We start from the raw sequence: 18,948 nt of genomic DNA, 5'->3' as shown, positions 1-18,948 counted from the left end.
TCCCTTACACACGCTCCGCTTTGGAAGCTCTTGTTGTCGTCCTGAGCGCAGCGAAGGACCTCATCGCCGCCGACCCGGACTCCCTTCGTCGTGATTTCGATCGTCGCTGGAACTGCCTGCGATGAGATGCTTCGCTTCGCTCAGCATGACATGCGGGTGATCATCAGGAAGTCCTCGGATACAACCACGGTGTCGCCGCGCGGGCCTTGGCCTGGTGGGCCGCGATCTCGGCTTCGCGGGTCAGCGTCATCTCGACCTCGTTCAGGCCCTTGAGCAGGGAATCGCGCCGGATACCGTCGACCTGGAAGGCGATCCGCCGGCCGCTCGGAGTCGTCACCGTGCGCGCCTCGAGGTCGACGGCGAGGCGCGGCTCGCTGTTGCTGCCCGGCCGGGTCGCCGCCTCGAGCTCGGCGGCGATCGCCAGCACCTCGCGGCGCGGCAGCTGGATCGGCAGCACGCCGTTCTGGAAGCAATTGTTGAAGAAGATCGGCCCGAACGACGGCGCGATGACGCAGCGCACGCCCATGCCCATCATCGCCCACACCGCGCCCTCGCGGCTCGAGCCGCAGGCGAAATTGTTGTCGGCGACGACGATCTCGGCCCCGCGATAGGCCGGATGGTGCAGGAAGAACTCGGGATTTTCGCTGCCGTCGGGCAGGTAGCGCCACGGCTCGAAGGCGTAGGGGCCGAGATCGGCCTGGGCGACGTCGCGCAGGCGATGGATCGGGATGATGATGTCGGTGTTGACGTCCTGGCGCATCAATGGGGCGGCCTTGGCGTCGAGAACGGTGAAGGCTTTCATCGGTTTCTCCCCGCTCAGAGGCTGCGCACGTCGGCGATGTGGCCGGCGATCGCCGCGGCGGCCGCCATCGGCGGGCTGGCGAGATGGGTGCGGCCGCCCGGCCCCTGGCGGCCGACGAAGTTGCGGTTGGAGGTTGAGACGCTGCGCTGGCCTGGCCCGATCGTGTCGCCGTTGACGGCGAGGCACATCGAGCAGCCTGGTTCGCGCCATTCGAAGCCGGCGTCGAGGAAGACGCGGTGCAGGCCTTCGGCCTCGGCCTGGCGCTTGATGTTCTCCGAGCCCGGCACGACCCAGGCGCGCACGTGGCTGGCCACCTTGCGGCCCCTGGCGATGGTGGCGGCATCGCGCAGGTCGGACAGGCGGCTGTTGGTGCATGAGCCGATGAACACCCAGTCGACCCTGGTGTCCTGGATCGGCACGCCCGGCCGCAGCCCCATGTAGTCGAGCGCCGCCTGCATCGACCTCTGCTTGTCGGGATCCGGTGCGGCCGCCGGATCGGGAATGCGCTCCGTGACCGCGATGACGTGCTCGGGGCTGGTGCCCCACGTGATCTGCGGCACGATCTTGTTCACGTCGACCCTGACCTCGGCATCGAACACGGCATCCGGATCGCTGACGAGGCCACGCCAGTCGGCGAGCGCCTGATCCCAGAGCGCACCGGTGGGCGCATAGGGCCGGCCTTTCAGGAAATCGAAGGTGACGTCGTCGGGCGCCACCATGCCGATCTTGGCGCCGAGCTCGATCGAGAGGTTGCACACGGTGAGGCGGCCTTCGACTCCCATGTCGCGGATGGCGCTGCCGGCGTACTCTACGGCGTAGCCGGTGCCGCCGGCAGCGCCGATCTGGCCGATCAGGTGCAGGATCATGTCCTTCGGCGTGACCCCAGGAGCGCGCCTGCCGTCGAAGGTCACGCGCATGCGCTTGGGCTTCGGCTGCACCAGCGACTGGGTGGCCAGCACGTGGATCACCTCCGTGGCGCCGACGCCGAAGGCGATGGCGCCCATGCCGCCGTGCGTGCAGGTGTGGCTGTCGCCGCACACCAGCAGCGTGCCGGGCAAGCTAACGCCCTGTTCGGGGCCCATGACATGGACGATGCCCTGGCCGGGCTCGCCGAGATCGAACAGCTTGATGCCCCAGCGTTTCGCCTCGTCGCGCATGCTGTAGAGCCGCTGGGCGTAGGGCTTCAACGTCTCGTGCGTGCGCCCGGGCTCGGTCGAGATGACGTGGTCGAAGGTGGCGAAGGTGAGATCGGGGTTGCGCACCCGGTAGCCGGCGTCCTTGATCGCCTGCAGGCCGCGGCCGCCGCCGTCATGCATGAGATGGCGGCTGATGTGCAGGAGGGCATAGCCATCGCCGAGATCGGCAATGACATGGCGATCCCAGATCTTGTCGAACAGGGCTTGTCCCGGCATGGCGTCATTTCCTCTCGCGCGATCTTCCCGCCGCGCGAAACGCCAGCCCACCATCTTTTGCGCTCGCCGGCAATGACTCCCTGCTCATATCCCTCCCCCGTAATCGGGCGGTAATCGGGGGAGGTGCCCCGTCATGCGGGCCTTCGCCGCGCCGAAACGGCTTCGGCCGCGCAGGCGGGGCGGAGGGGGAAGGCCTCAGTCTGATGCTTCGGAGTCCGACGTCGGAACGGGAGGAATCATTCTCCTCCCCAGCTTCGCTGGGGAGGTGCCCCCGTAATCGGGGGGCGGAGGGGTCATAGGCCTCAGTTCCGCTGCTCATGACCCCTCCGTCGCCGTAAGACGGCGACACCTCCCCAGCAAAGCTGGGAAGGAGGGAGAATGAGATGAGCGCCACGGAGTGGCGCGCTCCCGGCCATGAGTTTCCTCCACGGAGCGCTGCAGCAACGTGGTGCGCGCCGGGCGTGCTGGGGGTCTCCCCAGCGAAGCTGGGGAGGAGAGTGAGAGAGCGCCAATAGGCGAATGCCCTGTCCGATGACGGGGAACATGTCCCGAAGACGATGACTACGCCTTCGCTTCGTCCTGGCCCCAGCCCTTCTTCTCGGCGTCGAAGAACGAGGCGAACACCTTCCGTATCGTGCTCTCGGCGATGTCGCGCGTGATGAACACGACGCGGCTCTTGCGGTCGTCACCTTCGGGCCAGGCGTCGAGCGTGGCCGGCGGATGGAAGACATGCTGCACGCCGTGGATCACCACCGGCTTGTCGGTGTCGCGCACGTTCAGGATGCCCTTCATGCGCAACAGGTCGGGGCCGCGATAGGTCACCAGCGCGTCGAATGCCGCCGCCACGGTCGACCAGCTCATCGGCTCGTCGAAGGTCATGCAGAACGCCTTGATGCGGTCGTCGTGGCGGTTGACGTTGTGCGGATCCTGCTCGCCGTGGCCATGCTCGTGCCCGTGATCGCTGTCGTGGCCGTGATCACCGTGCCCATGGCCGTGATGATGGTGATGGCCGCCGCCATGGCCGTGGTCGTAAGCCTCCTCGTGCAGCCAGCGCTTGACGTCGGCGCTCTTGGTCTCGGGGTTGTAGAGGCCGGCGTTGAGGAGCTCGTTGGGATCGATCTCGCCGCCCGAGATGGCGTGGAACGGCGCGCCTGGATTGAGCTGGTGCAGGCGGCCCTTGAGCTCGCTCAGCTTGGGCGCGTCGGCGATGTCGGTCTTGGTCAGCAGCAGCCGATCGGCGACCGCGGCCTGCTTCACCGCCTCCTCGTGATTGTCGAGCGTGCTCGAGCCATTGACGCCGTCGACCGTGGTGACGACACCGTCGAGCCGGTAGCGCGAGGCGAGCAGCGGGTCGGTCATCAGCGTGTGCAGGATCGGCGCCGGATCGGCGAGCCCGGTGGTCTCGACCACCATGCGCTTGAACGGCGTCACCTCGCCCTTGCTGCGCTTGAGGAACAGCTCGCTCATGGTGCGCACCAGGTCGCCGCGTACCGTGCAGCACAGGCAACCCGAATTCAGCGTCACCATGCCCTCGTCGTTCGACTTCTCGACCAGCAGATGATCGAGGCCGATCTCGCCGAACTCGTTGATGATCACCGCCGTGTCGGAGAGCTCCGGCCGGCGCAGAAGCTTGTTCAATAGCGTGGTCTTGCCGCTGCCCAGGAAGCCCGTCAGCACAGTGACGGGAATGCGTTGCTCGGCGGCGTTCTGCGTGTCGCTCATTCCTCGATCCTTCGTTGCCTGGCCGCCCCTGTTGCTTCGAGACGCGCGTCGCTGCCGCTCGACGGCGGCGGCGCGACCCGCGGGGCAACCGGTGCCTGCGCCTGCCAGAAGCACTCGGCCTTGCCGAACGATTTCCACGCATCGCCAAGCTTGCGGCGGCGGCGCTTGTCGCCGCCGGACACCTGCTTGGCGAGAACTTTGAGCGCCGACGCCACGTCCTCGTTGGGACGTGCCGCCGTCGCGAGGTCGGCCAGCATATGCTCCGCCATCGTGCGATCGTTCAGGGCGCCGAGCGCGCCCTGCAGGCGCGTCGTCGCCTCGATATAGGCCTTCGCCTGGGCGCGTGCCAAGGGCGACGGGGCGAAGGCGGGCTGCAGGAAGTCGGCGGCGTAACGCAGCTTCTTCACGGCGATGCGCAGGCGGTGCAGGCGCTCGGCGTCGAGCGCGTCAAGCTTGCGGCCGCGCCGCGCGACCTTGTGATGGCGGTCCTGCAGCACGCGGCGGGCGAAGCGGTCGAGCCGTTGATCGCTGTCGTCCGGCGGCAGGGCGATGAAGGCCTCGAGCTGGGCGTCGAAGCCGTCGAAGCGGGCGCCGGCCAAGGCCGCCCGGGCGCGCTCGAAATGCGCCTGCAGCAGCCTGTTGGCAATGCGCTTCACGGTCGGCGGTGCGTCCAATACCGACTCAGTCATGAAGACGTGGAGGTCGCGCGCCGGACCGCATTCGCCGGCCAGCCACCTGGCCTCCGCCGAGAGGGCGCGCACCGCCGGGCCGTCGACCGCGCTCTTGAACAGGCCGAAGGCGGCGCGCAGGCGGCGCAGGGCCACGCGGGTCTGGTGGATGCCGATCGGGCGGCGGCTGGCCAGCACGATGGCGCGGTACTTCAGCAGGTCATTATGGCAGCGGGCCACGATATGGCGCAACGCGACATCGGGGGCGGTATCCGGCGCGAGACCGGTGTCGGGCGAAGCCATGCAGCGCCAGACCGTAGCGGCCCGCGGCGGCCGGGCAACCGCAATCTGCGACGTTTTGGTGAAGCTTTTATGTCATCACCCCCGCTGCGAATTGGAGGCCTTTGCGGCGATTTCGCAGCCCGGCCCGCCGTTTACGCCCTGGCCTTCAGCCATCGTTTCCGGTGGCAAGGGGTGGGCGGCCTGCCCTACAGTCGCACCCATGAGTATCGATCCGGCAGCCTTCAAGAAAGGCATGCGGCATCTCGCGGCGAGCGTCACCCTGATCACGACCCGTCATCGCGAGCTGCGCGGCGGCCTCACCGCCACCGCGGTCTGCTCGGTATCGGCCGAGCCGCCGCAGATCCTGGTCTGCGTCAACAAGACGGCGAGCGCCCACGATCCGATCGGCGACGCCGGCTTCTTCTGCGTCAACATCCTGGCGCCGGCCCATCGCAAGCTCGCCGAGCGCTTCGCCGGCATGGACGGCGTGGAGGGCGACGAGCGCTTCCACGACATGGGCGAATGGGCGACCCTAACCACCGGCGCGCCGGTGCTGAAGGGCTGCCCGGTGTCGTTCGACTGCAAGCTGGTGACCCGCGTCGCGGCCGGCACCCACACCATCTATATCGGCGAGATCGTCGACCTCTGCCTGGATCCGGCGGCGATGCCGCTGCTCTATGCCGACGGCACCTTCGTGCACGGCGAGCACCTGAAGAAGGCGGCGCAGGCCGCCTGACAGGAACCGCAGCGAGGTACGAAGCGGGGTTGCGCGTTCGCGCCAACGCACTATGTTCCCGACCCATCCCGACCGGGCGCTCTGCTGGGGCGTAGCCAAGCGGTAAGGCAGTGGATTTTGATTCCACCATTCGGAGGTTCGATCCCTCCCGCCCCAGCCAGAACACCCGCCCATAGGCATTGCGCCGGCCGTTGTCGCGCACACCACCTGCCAGTATCGGAACACACCTAATTCCGTCACAGGCCGTAAGCTCCCCGCCGTCACCCGACGGCAATCGAGATGGGAAGAAATTGCTGCGATATCTCTTGAGCGGTGAGCTCGCGCAGGCGCTTGCTTTCCGGCCAGGGATCCAGAATGACAATCTTGTTGAGGCCGATCGGGCCGCTTTGAAAAAGCTCATTCTGCTGATAGGTGGCGCCCACGATGACCGTTGCATGGCCAGCGGCCAGATTGATCAGGGGCCGGCCATTCTCGAGCTCGTGAATGATCTGGCGAGCGCCGCCGGAGCTTGACCACATCTGGTCGATGTAGCCGGGCGGGCGGTTACCATCGCTTCCAGAGGATATCGCGATCGCCATGCCGGCTTTGGGCAACATGCGTGCAGAGGCGTGAAAAGGCACACCGCGCCAATCCCGCCATTCGCCGGTAATCGTTTGCACGATCTGATCTACGGTCGCGCCTTCGCATTTGTAGGAGTTGAACAGTCGTTTCGCGGCGGCCTCTTGCGCCACGCCCTTGCCGTAGGTCGAGAAAACCATCTGGATGCATGCCGCCCAGCACCAGCTGTCGCAGTTTTGCGTGGCCGCGACGCCGGCCTGATAAGGAAGCGACACCTCGCACGTGCGAATTCCGAAGCTGGCAGGCAGACACCTTGTGCCCGCGAGCGCGCTGACCGGGGAGATCGCTGCGAGAGCGGACATGCTGCCAAGGAGCCGTCGACGGGAGATCATGGTGCTCACCAAGTGTGCGATCCGCGCGACAAATTCTACCATCTCCCTCTGGCTGTCGCCAATCGGGGGGATGTCCAGGAGACGTCACATGACCACTGTTCCAAAGTGGCAGCCGCCCCTCACAGCCAACCTCTTTCCCTGAACGCGGCAAGGTCGACGCCCGGGGGCGCATACCAGCCGTCGCTGCTGTAGCGCGCGCCGAGCTTCTGGGCGACTTCCTTGTTGCCATAAGGGATCCGGAGCAACGTCTTCCCGCCGGCATCCTGCGCTGTGACACCGGAGGGCGCATCGGTTGGGGCGCCAACGATCTTTCCCTTTCCGCGGCGAGCCGCTCGCTTGGGCGCGGGCTTCGCTGCCTTTGCGCCCGCAACGCGACGTCGCTTCTTCGACGGGGAGCCGGGCTGGCTCGGCGCCGGCTGCATCGAGGGAGCCGTGGTTGGCTCGCGCGGTGCCTTGGTCGGCGCGTGCTGCGCCAGAAACGCCCGGCAGATTGCGCCCGATGTCGCGTAGCCCGCAGGCGGCGCGATCCGCTGCTGCCGGGCCAGGCTTTCGGCATAGCGCTTCATCGCCGGCGTCGGCGGCCGTGTGCTGCCGTCGTTTGCGCGTGCGGCGCCGAAGGAAGCCAGGCCACCTGCCGAAGGACTCTGCGTCAACTTGCCGATGATGCGCTGCGCGACGTCGCAGACGGCATCGATGGCGGCCATCATCTCCTGCTTGCCGACGACCACATCGTCGAGCAGGCACTCCATCTGCGCCGTCTGTCCAGGATCGACCAGGGTCGGGTCGGCGTCCTTCAGCACGGCGAACAGCTTCAGGCCGGTTTCGGTGGGCACGATGTTCTTGCCCTGGAGGACGAGGAACTCCTGCTTCTTCAATCCGCCGATGATCTCCGCCCGCGTCGCCGGCGTGCCGATTCCCTTGGCCTCCTTCAGGCGATCGCGCAGGACCTCGTCGTCGACGAAACGCCAGGCGTTCTGCATCGCCTCGATCAACGTGCCCTCGTTGTAGCGCGGCGGCGGCTTGGTCTCCTTGGTCTCGACGATCGGGTCGTGCAGCCGGGCCGGCTCGCCGTTGCGCAGGGACGGCAGCAGCGCCGCGCCGTCACCCTTCTCATCGACCGGCTGCCATTCCGGGAAGGCGGCGCGCCAGCCGAGCTCGATGGGCTGCCGGCCCGTCGCCTTGAACGGGAATCCCGCAACATCGAGCGTCGCGGTCGTCTGCCGATAGCGGAAGTCCGGCATGAGAGCGGCAAGATAGGCGCGGGCGATCACGTCGAACAGCTTCTTCTCGTCGAGCGACAGGCCCGGCCAGACCTGGCGCAGCGTGCCGACCGTGTTGGGGTTGGGGATGACGGCATGGTGGCTCGCGCCTTCGAGCCCCTTGTCATGGAACGTTCCGCTCGCGCCGCGGCGGATCACGGGCGGGGCGGGGACAGGGATGTCCCTGAACGACTGGCCGACCTGAAGGCCGGCCACGATCCGGGGAACGTCGGCGATCAGGCTTTCGGGCAGGTAGCGCACCTCGGCCCGCGGATAGGTGATGATCTTCTTGCCCTGGCCGTCATACAGCTCCTGGGCAATCTCCAGGGTCCGGGCTGCGGACCAGCCGAACCGCGCCGCGCAGAGCTTCTGCAGGGACGGAAGATCGTGCAGCCTGGGTGGGCTCTGCCGCTTGTCCTCGACGCGCACGCCAAGCGGACCTTCGAAGCCTTGGGCGGCAGCGGCGACGGCTTCGGCGATGTCTCGGCGGAGAATTCGTTCCTGCGGGGCATGCCGCATCTTGAACTCGCCGCTCGCAACCTTCGCCGTCGCCACCACCTCGAAATAGGTGACGGGAACGAAGTTCCTGATCTCCAGCTCGCGCCTGCACACGATGGCGAGCGTCGGCGTCTTCACGCGCCCGACGCCGATGACGCCGCGGCCGCTGCGGCCCAGGGTGACGGTAGCGGTGCGCGTGAGGGAGAGATTGTAGATCTGGTCGGCCTGCCGGCGTGCCACCGCGGCGGCGTAGAGGCGGGCATACTCGACGTTAGGCTTGGCCTGGCTGAACGCGGTTCGGATGGTCTGGGAATCCTGGGCGGTGAAGAGGACCCGCATGACCCTGCCGCGGTAGGCGTAGTGCTCGAGGATCTCCTGGCCGATCAGCTGACCTTCACGATCACAGTCCGTCGCCAGCCAGACGCACTGCGCGGTGCGCAGCGCGTCGTGGATGGCTTTCAGCTTGGCCACCTTGTTGCCGCCCATCGCCGGGCGCGTGCCGTAAAGCCCGTCCGGCTTCAGCAGGATCGGCGCCCAGCGCTTCCATTCGGGAACCACTTCCTCCGGCTCGAGGAGATCGATCAGATGTCCCTCCGCCGGAAGGATGACGCCATAGCGCGAGCCGATCGCCGCGCGGACGTCTTTTGCCTGGCTGTTCTTCTCGGTGATGACGATCTGGTCGGCCATTGGCGGGGAAGGGGCGAGATTGGACGATCGCGGAACGACGGGAACATATAAGGAACATCGAAGAGCCGCAAGCAGGCGCGGGAATTCGCCTTCAGGCGTGGCTGGCGGCTCTTCGCTGGGAGGGCGCCCCAGGAGTGGCGCGCTCCCAGCGCACGACGTGCGGCGTCAGACGTTGTCGGCTTCCGTGGACCCCACGTCTTCGGAAGCCGCCGCTTCCAGACCCCATTTCCAGCCGGCGATCTCGGGCATGTCGTAGCCGTAGCGGGCGATGAATTCCTTGTGGTCGATCAGCTTGTCGCGGATCGCCTGCTTGGCATAGGCAGTACGCGCACCGAGCTTGGGCACGCGATCGATCACGTCGCCCACCAGGTGGAAACGGTCGAGCCCGTTCAGGACGCACATGTCGAACGGCGTCGTCGTGGTGCCCTCCTCCCTGTATCCGCGTACGTGGATGTTCCGATGGCCCGTTCGCCGGTATGTCAATCGGTGAACCAGCGAGGGGTATCCGTGAAACGCAAGCAGTGATCGGTGACCGAGAGCAGACAGTTGGCGTCCGGCGGCAGGTAGATTCGGACCACCTCGGCCTTCTTGTTTGCGACGTGATCGATGAAACCCGGATCCTGGTGGCTGAAGCCGTTGTGATCCTGTCGCCAGACATGACTCGACAGGAGGTAGTTCAGCGAAGCGATCGGCTGCCGCCAGGGAATGCGATTGCACACCTTCAGCCACTTGGCATGCTGGTTGAACATCGAATCGACGATGTGGATGAACGCCTCGTAGCACGAGAAGAAGCCGTGCCGTCCGGTCAGAAGATAGCCCTCGAGCCATCCCTGGCACTGATGCTCGCTCAGCATCTCCATGATGCGGCCGTCGGGCGCGAGATGATCGTCCCAAGGGTAGGTGTCCGCCACCCATGCCCGATTGGTCACGTCGAGCACATCCTGCCAGCGGTTCGAGTTGTTCTCGTCCGGGCTGAACAGCCGGAAGTTGCGTTGCTCGGCGCTCAGTTTCATGACGTCGCGAAGGAACCGGCCCATGACCCGTGTGGCTTCGGCCGTGACGGCGCCGGGCTCCGATACGTCGACGGCATAGTCACGGAAATCCGGCAGCCGCAGCGGACGGAGGGCGCCATTGGTATGCGGATTGGCGCTCATCCGCCGGTTGCCTTTGGGCGCCAGGTCGAGCAGCTCGGACCGGAGGCGGCCGCCGTCATCGAACAGCTGCGCCGGCTGGTAGCTCTTCATCCACTCTTCGAGGATGCGCACATGGGCCGGGTTCTCGTGCATCCCGCCCATCGGCACCTGATGCGAGCGCCAGTAGTCCTCGGTCCGCCGGCCGTCGATCTCCTTCGGGCACGTCCAACCCTTGGGCGTGCGCAGCACGATCATCGGCCAGCGCGGGCGCCCGCTGAATCCATTCCGACTGGCGTCGGCCTTGATGCGCTGGATTTCGGCGACAACGACGTCGAGAGTAGTGGCCATCAGCTCGTGCATCGCTGCCGGGTCATGCCCTTCGACGAAATACGGCGTGTAGCCGTAGCCACGGAACAGATGATCCAGCTCTTCATGGCTGATCCGGGCCAGAACGGCGGGATTTGCAATCTTGTAGCCGTTGAGATGGAGGATCGGCAGAACCACGCCATCGCTCACCGGGTTCAGGAACTTGTTGGAGTGCCAGCTCGTCGCCATGGGCCCGGTCTCGGCTTCGCCGTCACCGACGACACAAGCGACGACAAGGCTCGGGTTGTCGAAGGCAGCGCCGTAAGCATGCGAGAGCGCGTAACCGAGCTCGCCACCCTCGTGAATTGAGCCGGGGGTCTCCGGTGCGACGTGGCTCGGGATCCCGCCCGGGAACGAGAATTGGGTGAACAGGCGTCTCAGCCCCTCTTCGTCGCGCGAAACGTTCGGATAGACCTCGCTGTAGGTGCCTTCGAGATAGGCGTTGGCGACCAGGCCGGGCCCGCCGTGGCCGGGCCCCGTCACGTAGATCATGTCGAGGTCGTGCTTCGATTGCGTGTCGTGAATGAAGTGGTCCTTCGCCGATTCGTTCCCACCGCTGTCGCTGCTGCATTCAGCGCTCAGCGTAGGCGTTGCGCTCGGCTCCGGTCGGGATGACGGCATTCGCATAGCGCCTTTTCATTCTCCTCCCTAGCGAAGCTGGGGAGGTGCCCCCGTAATCGGGGGCGGAGGGGTCATAAGCAACGCGGCTGAGGCCCATGACCCCTCCGTCGCCGTAAGACAGCGACACCTCCCCAGCTTCGCTAGGGAGGAGAACGAGAGAGCGCCCATATGTGAATGCCCTCCGCTGACGGGAGGTCGGCCGGCCGATTTTGCATTGGCAGCCTCTTGCGTCATGCTTCGAGGGGCCACGCCGATCTCGCTCGCGATCCCACGCAGGCAAGAGACCGGGGGCGGGGACGTCGAATGGCAGACCAGCAGAATGCACCACCCGATCCCTCGGGGTCACGCCTGAAGGTCATTCTCGCGGCGACTGCCCTGGTCGGCCTGCTGCTGGCGGTCGCCGGGACGATGCCGTCCGGGACCGATGCGGAAAGCGTGTCGGCCCGGCTGGTCGTCGATCTGCCGCAGTGGCTCAGCATTCCGTTCCTCATCCTGATGAGCCTGGTTGCGCTCTACATCCTGCTGCTGATGATCCCGGGGCTGCGCATGCGGCCCAAGAAGCAGGCGGACCAGCAGCAATCGCTGGCCCGCATGGCCCTGCTGCTCCTCCTGCTGGCTCCCGCGTGGGCCGGCCTGAAGGATCAGATTCCAGTCGATCTCGGCGGCCTTCTAGGCGGCTTCGGAAATCATCTGCCGTCGCTCGCCAGCCCGGGGGCGGACCCTCCACCCGCCGTTCATTCGGCCATGGTCGAAGGCATCCTGGAGACGCTGCTGCTGGCGCTTGGCCTGATCGGTTTCGGGGTCGTGGCGTGGCTCTATCTCGCCATCCTGCCCGAGCGCCGCCGCGGGACGCTGCCGGCCGTCGCCACCGCCCAGCTGCACGGTGCGGTCGAGGACAGCCTCGACGATCTGCGCACCTTGGCCGATGCCCGGCTGGCGATCATCCGCTGCTACGACCGCTTCGAGAGGGCGCTCGCCGGCGCCGACCTCCGCCGGCCGCCCTGGCAGACCGCCACCGAGTTCATGCGCACCGCGCTCGCCCACCCGGGCCTGCCGGCCGGTGGCATACGCGAGCTGACGTCCCTGTTCGAGATCGCGCGGTTCAGCCGGCACGAGGTCGGTCCCGCGCATCGCGAGCGCGCCTGGCGCGCCCTTATGGCGGTGAAGACCGCGCTGGAAAGCGAGGACGCCCATGCCGCCCGGTCGTGAGCGCGTCTGGCCGGGTCTGCTCGGCCGCTACCTGGTGCTGGTCGTCGTGATCGGCCTGGTCGCGACATCAGCCTATGCGGGGTTCGATGCCGACGACAGGCCGGTCGTCGTGCGGCTCGCGGTGACCGCCTTCGTCATGGTGGTCCTGATCCATATTCACAGCCATTGGCGTCGCGCGCTCGACTGGGCGCCGCCCTCGGCCTTCGAGCAGGCGCGGCGGGCAGAGCCCGTCGAGCCCAAGGTGGCCTCCGTCCTTGTCCGCCTGCAGCAGCAGGTCGAGCACGCCGTTTCGAGTCGACGCTATTTCGCTGAGGTCTTCTGGCCGCGGCTGGTGCAGCTCGGCGAGGCGCGCGGCACGCGCGATCGATTGCCCGATGACCCGCCGCGCGGCCGCTGGCGCAAGCGCGGGCCGTCGCTCGCGGTCATCGCCGAGCTGGTGCGGCGCGTCGGAGGCGAGCGATGAAGGTCGGCGAGATCCACGAGCGATGCCAGGGCGTTCTCGATGCCCTCTCGCGCATCGTCGTCGGCAAGGACGCGGTGCTGCGCCAGATCATGGCGGGCATCCTGGCCAACGGCCATATCCTGATCGAGGATTATCCCGGCCTCGCCAAGACGCTGATCGCCAGGCTGTTCAGCCAGGCGCTCGAGCTGCGCTTCAGCCGCATCCAGTTCACGCCCGACCTGCTGCCGGGCGACATCACGGGCAGCTCGATCTACGAGCAGCGCGAGGGCCGCTTCGAGTTCCGGCGCGGGCCGATCTTCACCCATCTGGTGCTCGCCGACGAGATCAACCGGGCCACGCCCAAGACCCAATCCGCCCTGCTCGAGGCGATGCAGGAGCGCCAGGTCACGGTCGACGGCCAATCGTATCTGCTCGACCCGCCCTTCCTCGTCATCGCGACCCAGAACCCGATCGAGCTCGAGGGCACCTATCCCTTGCCCGAAGCCCAGCTCGACCGCTTCCTGATGCGCATCGCCGTCGGCTATCCGGGGCGCGACGAGGAACGCGAGATGCTGCGGCGCCGGCGCGAGCGGCGGCACGAGCGTGCCGACGTGCCGACCGTCGTGCCGCATGAAATCCTGCTGGCCATGCAGGCCGCCCTCGAGGACATCCATGTCGACGCGACCATCGACGAGTACATCGTCGACCTGGTGCGCGCGACGCGCGACGACCATCGCGTCGCCCTCGGCGTGTCGCCGCGCGGGGCGCTGGCGCTGCAGAGCATCGTGCGCGCGGAGGCCGCCTTGCGCGGCCGCGATTTCGTCACGCCGGACGACGTCAAGGCGATGGCCGTGCCGGTGCTGGCCCATCGCATCGTGCTCCGCCCCGAGCTGTGGGTCGCCCGGCTGTCGCCGGTCGAGGTCGTGGCCGACGTGCTGAAGCGGGTGCCGTCGCCCAAGGTCGAAGTCGCCTGAGCATGCGCCCCTCGCCGCTGCTCGCGCCGCTCAGCGTGCTCACGATCGTGGCGCTGGGGCTGGGGCTCGCCCTCGGCCGATCGGAGCTCGTCCTCGTGGCGGTGCCGCTCGTGGTGGCGCTGCTGTCGGCGCGGCGCCTGGGGCCGGCGTCGGGCATCACCGTGACGGCGGTGTCGTCGGCGACGACCCTGGTCGAGGACGATTGCGTCGATCTCGTCCTGACCGTCAGCAGCCCCGCGACCGCAGCGCCGTCGATCGAGATCTTCCTCTCGCTGCCGGACAGCTTCGTCTTCGTCGACGGCGCGCGCCACCTCGCGACCAGCCTGAACGCCGGCGACACGTTCGAGCGTACGCTCGTCATCCGCTCGACGGCGCGCGGCCGATGCGTCGTCGGGCCCTTCGCGCTCCGCCTGACCGACCATTCAGGGCTGTGTGTCGACGAGGCGCTCGTCGCCTCGCCGGTCGTCATCGAGACCTACCCGCGCGTTCCCGAGATCCGGCATCTGCCGCGGCCGGCGCGCACGCGCTCCTCGTTCGGCAACGTCGTGTCCGCCCGCCTCGGCACAGGCTTGGAGCCGGGCGACATAAGGGCCTTCGTGCCGGGCGATCGTGTGCGCCACATCAACTGGCCGGTCTCGTTGCGGCTCGGCAGCCTGCACGTCACCCAGTTCCATCGCGAGCAGAATGCCGACATCGTCCTGCTCCTCGACACGCTGGCGGAGACCGGCGCGCATCCGCAGTCCAGCGTCGATGCCTGCGTGCGCGCCGTCGCCGCGCTCGCCTCCGGCTATCTCGCCCAGAAGGACCGGGTCGGGCTGGTCGAGTTCGGCGGCTATCTGCGCTGGCTGAAGCCGGCGACCGGCCAGCGCCAGTTGACGAAGCTGCTGCAGGCCGCGGTCGCGGCCGACCAGGTGTTCACCCATGCGGTGCGTGATCTCGACTACGTGCCGGCCACGGCGTTGCCGCGGCAGGCCCTCGTCATCGCCATAAGCCCGGTGATCGACGAGCGCTTCAGCAACGCCCTGGTCGAGCTGTCGGGGCGCGGCTACGACGTGGTGCTGCTGGCGGTTTCCGCCGTCGGGCTGACGCGCCGCGTGCTGCCCGACACGCCATTCCACGACGTCGCCTGCGCCTTGTGGCAGCTCGAGCTCGACAACCGGGTGCAGCAGCTGAGGACGAGCGGCATCGCCGTGGCCGAATGGCAGCCCGAACAGCCGCTCGACTCCGCCCTGGCCTCGCTCAGCCGGCGCGTGCCCGCGCGGCAGGCGGCCCAGCGATGAGGCGGCTCGTTCCCGGTCTCGCCATCCCGGTTCTCGTGGGGGTGCCGCTCTGGATGGGAAACTCGTGGGCCGTCGAGCTTGCCACGGCGGCGAGCGGCGTCCTCTGCCTCGTCGCGGTGCTGCGGGCCAGCCTGGCCTTGGCAACGTCAGGCGCGGCGCTCGCCCTGCTGGCGCTCGCGCTGGCACGACCGGAAGCGTCCTCGCCCGCCAGCGTGTTCCTGCTGGTGGCCTTCGGCTCGGCCCTGCTGCTGCTGCTCGATGGAACGCATCTCTACGATCGCTTCGACGGCGCCGAGGTGGCGCGCGCCTTGTGGCGACGTCACATCGCCTTGTGGGTCGCGCGCTGGGCGATCTCCCTCGGCATTGCCCTGGTCATCGCCGTCGTTGCGCCGTTGATCGCGCTGGCGCTGCCGCATCTGTGGCCGCCGTTCGTCGCTGGACTTGGAATCCTGGTGGCGTTCGCCGCAGCGGTGGCGTGGGCCCGGCGCGGCATCGACGGATGAGCCTAGCGGCACACGACGCTACTACGTCTGCACACGAAGGGCACCGCCCGATCGACGCCCGCCTCGCCAGCACAACGCCGGCGGAGCGATGGGTCACGGCTGCTCCCTCATGAGGCGGAAGATTGGTGCCTTCGAGCTCACAGGCTTTGCAGCCGCTATTCGAATGTTCGTGCCTGGGACGGCGTAGCGGATGACAGCCTTCATGGCGTCGATCTGGGCTGCGACCTTGGACGCTTCAACGCCGTTCAGGAAGTAGATCACGATGTCTGCGTCCGCCTCGGCCTTCTGGTGATTCCAGTCTTGCGGCCAAAGCCACGCTGTCGAAGGCAGCGAAGCGGGGGCGAGGGACATCACACCCGTATCCACTTTCACCTTGCCGAGCAGGGGGACGCTGTCGTCGAGCGCGTTAGCGAATTCGATGGTCCGTCCAGGGCTGGCGGCGAACCCGCGCGGCTCTGCATTGACAAAGAAAGCCAGGACGGCCGGGTTTGCAACGTAGGTCGATGCGATGATTGCGATCAGCCATGTCACCGGCCAGCAAATTCTCCCTGGTGATCCATTCCTGCCGGGCAGCGCCAGGCAGATGGCGACCCATCCAACGCCCGCGACCAGCGGGAATGGATAGTGCACCGACAAGGTCCCTGCCGCGTCCCTGAACGCCGAGAAATGCAGCGCAAGCCAAGGCAAGTAGGCTAGTGCGCCGATAGCTACGTAGACATTGCGAAGCGCAGTGGCTGCCACGAGCGTGAGGGCAAGCGGCAACCACACAAAGATCCGGTGCTCGAAGATGAAGACCAGGCGACGCTGGATGAGCTCGCCGCTCAGATGGCCAAACCAGTCGTTGCCGGCATAGACGAGCCGGAAGGTATCGGTCGTGGCGAAGAACAGCTGTTGGCAGACGATCGCTGCGATGCTGTAGGCGAAGCAAGCTGCTGCAAACACCAAGACGTGACGCTGGGAGCCGACGGATCCCGTGCGGACAAACTCGACGACAAGGAACAGGCCCAGGATCGCAACGATGTGAAATCCGATGTCCTCGCGGACCGCCAACGCCACCACGCCAACCATCCACGCCGGCAGTAGGCGCCGTTCGACCAGGAGCGCCAGGGCGAGCACGGCCAGGCCCGGCGCCAGGACTTCGTAGTGAGGATAGGTCGCGATACCGAGCTCGAGGCCGCTCACGGTGAAGACGACGGAGATGCCGACGGCGAGAACGGGCCAAGCCCCGTGCGGCCCGCGCCAGCGCATCAGGACGTAGAACATGACCAGTCCCAGAAGCCCGAACGAGACCCCATATATAGAGCGCCCCCGAAAGCAGGTAGAACAGCTTGTGGTACAGCAAGGGCTGCGCCGAGCCGAATCCATCATTGTCCGTCGACGACCATATGGGAAACCAGTCCCCCAGCTTCAGGTGTTCGGCGTAGACCAGCGTGCGCAGGTAGAAGCTGTTGCCTTCGTGGTTCACGGGCCAGCCGTTGCCTGGTGCAATTGGCAACAGGGTCAGGGCGGCCAGAGCTGCGAGGGCCGCGGCGCCGAGCACGGCGGCGCACCAGCGCCAGGGCTTCCAACTCGTTGCTCGGCCCGCCGGTGAACCTGGAGCGGGCATCGGCCGATGCTACTGCCTGGAGTGGACGAAAGGCGAGGGCAGCTCGCGGGTTTTGGGTTCCACTCGCGCCGTGTCCCGTCGTCAAATCGCGTCGAGGAAGGACGCCAGGCTGCGCTTGATCGGCGTGATCGACGACCGATCGGGCAGGGCGGCGTAAACGTCGCCGCCGAGGTCGGCCGGCATCTTCGAGCCGGACTCGCGGATGATCAGGACGTTCTGCTTGCCCTTGAGGCCGATGAAATAGCCGGCTTCGAAAACGACGTTGTCGCGCGGCACGGCAACCGCGCTGGGGCTCTCGACAGCGAGGTCGTCGTCCTTGGTGAACAGGAACACGCCGGCAATCGACCGCGCCGCGGCATGCTCGATCTGCTCCAGGATGGAGCGGCCCGGGATGAAATCGGTCTGCCAGTCCAGCACGTGGGCGCCGAGGGCCTGCAGATGGATCTTGACCTCGGCGGCGATGGCGCTCGAGGTGCTGCAGTAGCCGAGAAAGACATCGCGCCGCTGCTGCAGCCGATCGACCCAGTAGCCGAACGGCACGCGGAATTCATCGGTGTGCAGCCAGTCGACGTCGGCGGCTGCCTCGAAAATCCCGACATAGCCCGCGAAGTTCATGTCGAACACCACCCGTCGCCTGACATCGCGGTGCACCAGGACGAGGACGGGCAGCCCCAGCGTGTGCGCGAGCGCTCCTTCGTAATGATTGAACTCGGTGGGAAGCAGGACAGGCGCGCCGCGCGAATCGTTGAAGGTCCAGCGCGGCATGCCCAGGATGGCGCAGCCGACGCAGCGCCGCGCAACCTCGTCGGCATCGCGCGGATGCCAGGACTTGGCCGAGGCCAGCGTGAGCTTTCCCCTCGGGTTGGTGAAGATCTCGGCGCAATAGCCCAGCTTCTCGATCTCGTCGACGATTCCCCACTTGAGCCGGTTGAGGTTGTCCGGCAGCCAGGGGTCGGCCGGCAGGCTGACGTAAATGCGGCGCGTGATCGGCATGTCGATCTCCTCGAGAACCTTGGCGCGCGCCGGATCGGCAACGGCCAGGCAGCGATGCCTTGTCTCCCTGGATGTCCAGGGCCTGCCGTCGGAAAATGCGATGGCAGCCGAGGACGGCTGGGATAGTCCGGTAACTCAAATAAACGCGACGGCCGGCATCAGCAGACAGCGGCGCGCCGCAACAGACGTATGGTCGCAAAATAATCCAACGCGCTGAATGGTGCCACCGACCCTGCCGCATATCTCCCGGCCGTCGGCACCCGGGCAGCGCCGCGTCGCGTGACCCGACAGTCGCTGCCCGACTTGCCGGCCTCCCGCAGGTGCGCAATAGTTTCGCAACAAAGCGGGGGGCCGCCATGAAGCTTGCGCAATGGGCCGTTTTTCTATTGCCCGCCTGTGCCATGCCGGCGGCTGCACAAATCAGCATCCCTCTGCCGGGAACCGGCGGGTCCATCCAGATCAACCCGCAGCAGCCCGATCAGCGCTACCAGGATCCGAATCGCCCGAACTACGGCACAGCCATGTCGATCCGCGTGCTGGGCGCGGTCTACGGGAGCAATTGCCGCGGTCAGCGCGGCGCCAACGTGACCGACGATCTGGTGCGCAACTGCCAGGGCCGCGACTATTGCGTCTATCGCATCGACTATCGCCAGATCGGCGATCCCAGCCCGGGCTGCGGCAAGGATTATCGCGCGCGCTACATCTGCCGCGACGGCGACGCCGAACGCTATGCCTCGGCCGGCGCCGAGGCATCGGGCCAATCGGTCATCCTGGATTGCCGCCGCCGCTAGAAGCCTGCGGCATC

General features: G+C 67.1%; 15 protein-coding genes, 1 tRNA gene and 1 pseudogene. 8 read left to right on the top strand and 9 right to left on the bottom strand.

The annotated features are described in order from the left end of the window. Positions 1-163: 163 nt before the first annotated feature. The 4 genes from leuD to ACILR9_RS04600 form a co-directional block, all read right to left on the bottom strand. The gene (leuD, locus tag ACILR9_RS04615; protein WP_395708719.1) at positions 164-802 is read right to left on the bottom strand and encodes a 3-isopropylmalate dehydratase small subunit; all 639 of its coding nucleotides are present in this window, start codon (positions 800-802) and stop codon (positions 164-166) included. A gap of 14 nt (positions 803-816) precedes the next feature. Further along, the gene (leuC, locus tag ACILR9_RS04610) at positions 817-2,214 is read right to left on the bottom strand and encodes a 3-isopropylmalate dehydratase large subunit (protein ID WP_395708718.1); all 1,398 of its coding nucleotides are present in this window, start codon (positions 2,212-2,214) and stop codon (positions 817-819) included. A gap of 561 nt (positions 2,215-2,775) precedes the next feature. After that, the gene (locus ACILR9_RS04605; RefSeq protein ID WP_395708717.1) at positions 2,776-3,936 is read right to left on the bottom strand and encodes a CobW family GTP-binding protein; all 1,161 of its coding nucleotides are present in this window, start codon (positions 3,934-3,936) and stop codon (positions 2,776-2,778) included. Further along, entirely contained in the window at positions 3,933-4,907 is a 975-nt protein-coding gene (locus ACILR9_RS04600; RefSeq protein WP_395708716.1) for a CHAD domain-containing protein, read from the bottom strand. Before ACILR9_RS04600 ends, ACILR9_RS04605 begins: the two co-directional genes overlap by 4 nt. Before the next feature lie 199 nt (positions 4,908-5,106). Between ACILR9_RS04600 and ACILR9_RS04595 the strand changes: the two genes are divergently transcribed. Further along, positions 5,107-5,622 carry a flavin reductase family protein gene (locus ACILR9_RS04595; RefSeq protein ID WP_395708715.1) on the top strand — a complete coding sequence of 172 codons (516 nt, stop codon included), beginning with the start codon at positions 5,107-5,109 and terminating at the stop codon, positions 5,620-5,622. Positions 5,623-5,707: 85 nt separating this feature from the next. Beyond that, a tRNA-Gln gene (locus tag ACILR9_RS04590) sits at positions 5,708-5,782 on the top strand. A gap of 100 nt (positions 5,783-5,882) precedes the next feature. On the opposite strand, the gene ACILR9_RS04585 is transcribed toward ACILR9_RS04590, so the two are convergent. The 3 genes and pseudogenes from ACILR9_RS04585 to ACILR9_RS04575 form a co-directional block, all read right to left on the bottom strand. Next, positions 5,883-6,581, bottom strand: coding sequence for a hypothetical protein (locus ACILR9_RS04585; RefSeq protein ID WP_395708714.1), 699 nt, complete (start codon positions 6,579-6,581; stop codon positions 5,883-5,885). A gap of 110 nt (positions 6,582-6,691) precedes the next feature. Further along, entirely contained in the window at positions 6,692-9,016 is a 2,325-nt protein-coding gene (locus ACILR9_RS04580) for a type IA DNA topoisomerase (RefSeq protein ID WP_395708713.1), read from the bottom strand. A 165-nt stretch (positions 9,017-9,181) separates the two neighbouring features. Continuing rightward, positions 9,182-11,022: pseudogene (locus ACILR9_RS04575) on the bottom strand (phosphoketolase); the annotation flags it as partial. A 417-nt stretch (positions 11,023-11,439) separates the two neighbouring features. Between ACILR9_RS04575 and ACILR9_RS04570 the strand changes: the two are divergent. From ACILR9_RS04570 to ACILR9_RS04550, 5 genes are read left to right on the top strand one after another with little or no spacing between them, the layout of a single operon-like run. Then, positions 11,440-12,345, top strand: coding sequence for a DUF4129 domain-containing protein (locus tag ACILR9_RS04570; RefSeq protein ID WP_395708712.1), 906 nt, complete (start codon positions 11,440-11,442; stop codon positions 12,343-12,345). Continuing rightward, positions 12,329-12,808: a hypothetical protein gene (locus ACILR9_RS04565; RefSeq protein WP_395708711.1), complete on the top strand. Its 480-nt coding sequence runs from the start codon at positions 12,329-12,331 to the stop codon at positions 12,806-12,808. The genes ACILR9_RS04570 and ACILR9_RS04565 overlap by 17 nt, the downstream gene beginning before the upstream one ends. Further along, positions 12,805-13,761: an AAA family ATPase gene (locus ACILR9_RS04560; protein WP_395708710.1), complete on the top strand. Its 957-nt coding sequence runs from the start codon at positions 12,805-12,807 to the stop codon at positions 13,759-13,761. The genes ACILR9_RS04565 and ACILR9_RS04560 overlap by 4 nt, the downstream gene beginning before the upstream one ends. 2 nt (positions 13,762-13,763) lie before the next feature. After that, on the top strand, positions 13,764-15,041 hold the full coding sequence (locus ACILR9_RS04555) for a DUF58 domain-containing protein (protein ID WP_395708709.1): 1,278 nt from the start codon (positions 13,764-13,766) through the stop codon (positions 15,039-15,041). Then, on the top strand, positions 15,038-15,544 hold the full coding sequence (locus tag ACILR9_RS04550) for a hypothetical protein (RefSeq protein WP_395708708.1): 507 nt from the start codon (positions 15,038-15,040) through the stop codon (positions 15,542-15,544). Before ACILR9_RS04555 ends, ACILR9_RS04550 begins: the two co-directional genes overlap by 4 nt. A 93-nt stretch (positions 15,545-15,637) precedes the next feature. Here ACILR9_RS04550 and ACILR9_RS04545 read toward each other — a convergent pair whose 3' ends face one another. Both ACILR9_RS04545 and ACILR9_RS04540 read right to left on the bottom strand, forming a co-directional pair. After that, a complete protein-coding gene (locus ACILR9_RS04545) occupies positions 15,638-16,807 on the bottom strand; it encodes a hypothetical protein (RefSeq protein WP_395708707.1) in 1,170 nt (389 codons plus the stop codon). A 424-nt stretch (positions 16,808-17,231) separates the two neighbouring features. Continuing rightward, on the bottom strand, positions 17,232-18,143 hold the full coding sequence (locus tag ACILR9_RS04540) for a nucleotide-binding protein (RefSeq protein WP_395708706.1): 912 nt from the start codon (positions 18,141-18,143) through the stop codon (positions 17,232-17,234). A 356-nt stretch (positions 18,144-18,499) separates the two neighbouring features. On the opposite strand from ACILR9_RS04540, the gene ACILR9_RS04535 reads away from it, so the two are divergent. Beyond that, positions 18,500-18,934: a hypothetical protein gene (locus tag ACILR9_RS04535; protein WP_395708705.1), complete on the top strand. Its 435-nt coding sequence runs from the start codon at positions 18,500-18,502 to the stop codon at positions 18,932-18,934. The last annotated feature ends 14 nt before the right edge of the window (positions 18,935-18,948 follow it).

Source organism: Reyranella sp., assembly GCF_044224635.1.
Taxonomy (GTDB): Bacteria; Pseudomonadota; Alphaproteobacteria; order Reyranellales; family Reyranellaceae; genus Reyranella.
This window is presented reverse-complemented; position numbering and strand designations above follow the sequence as displayed.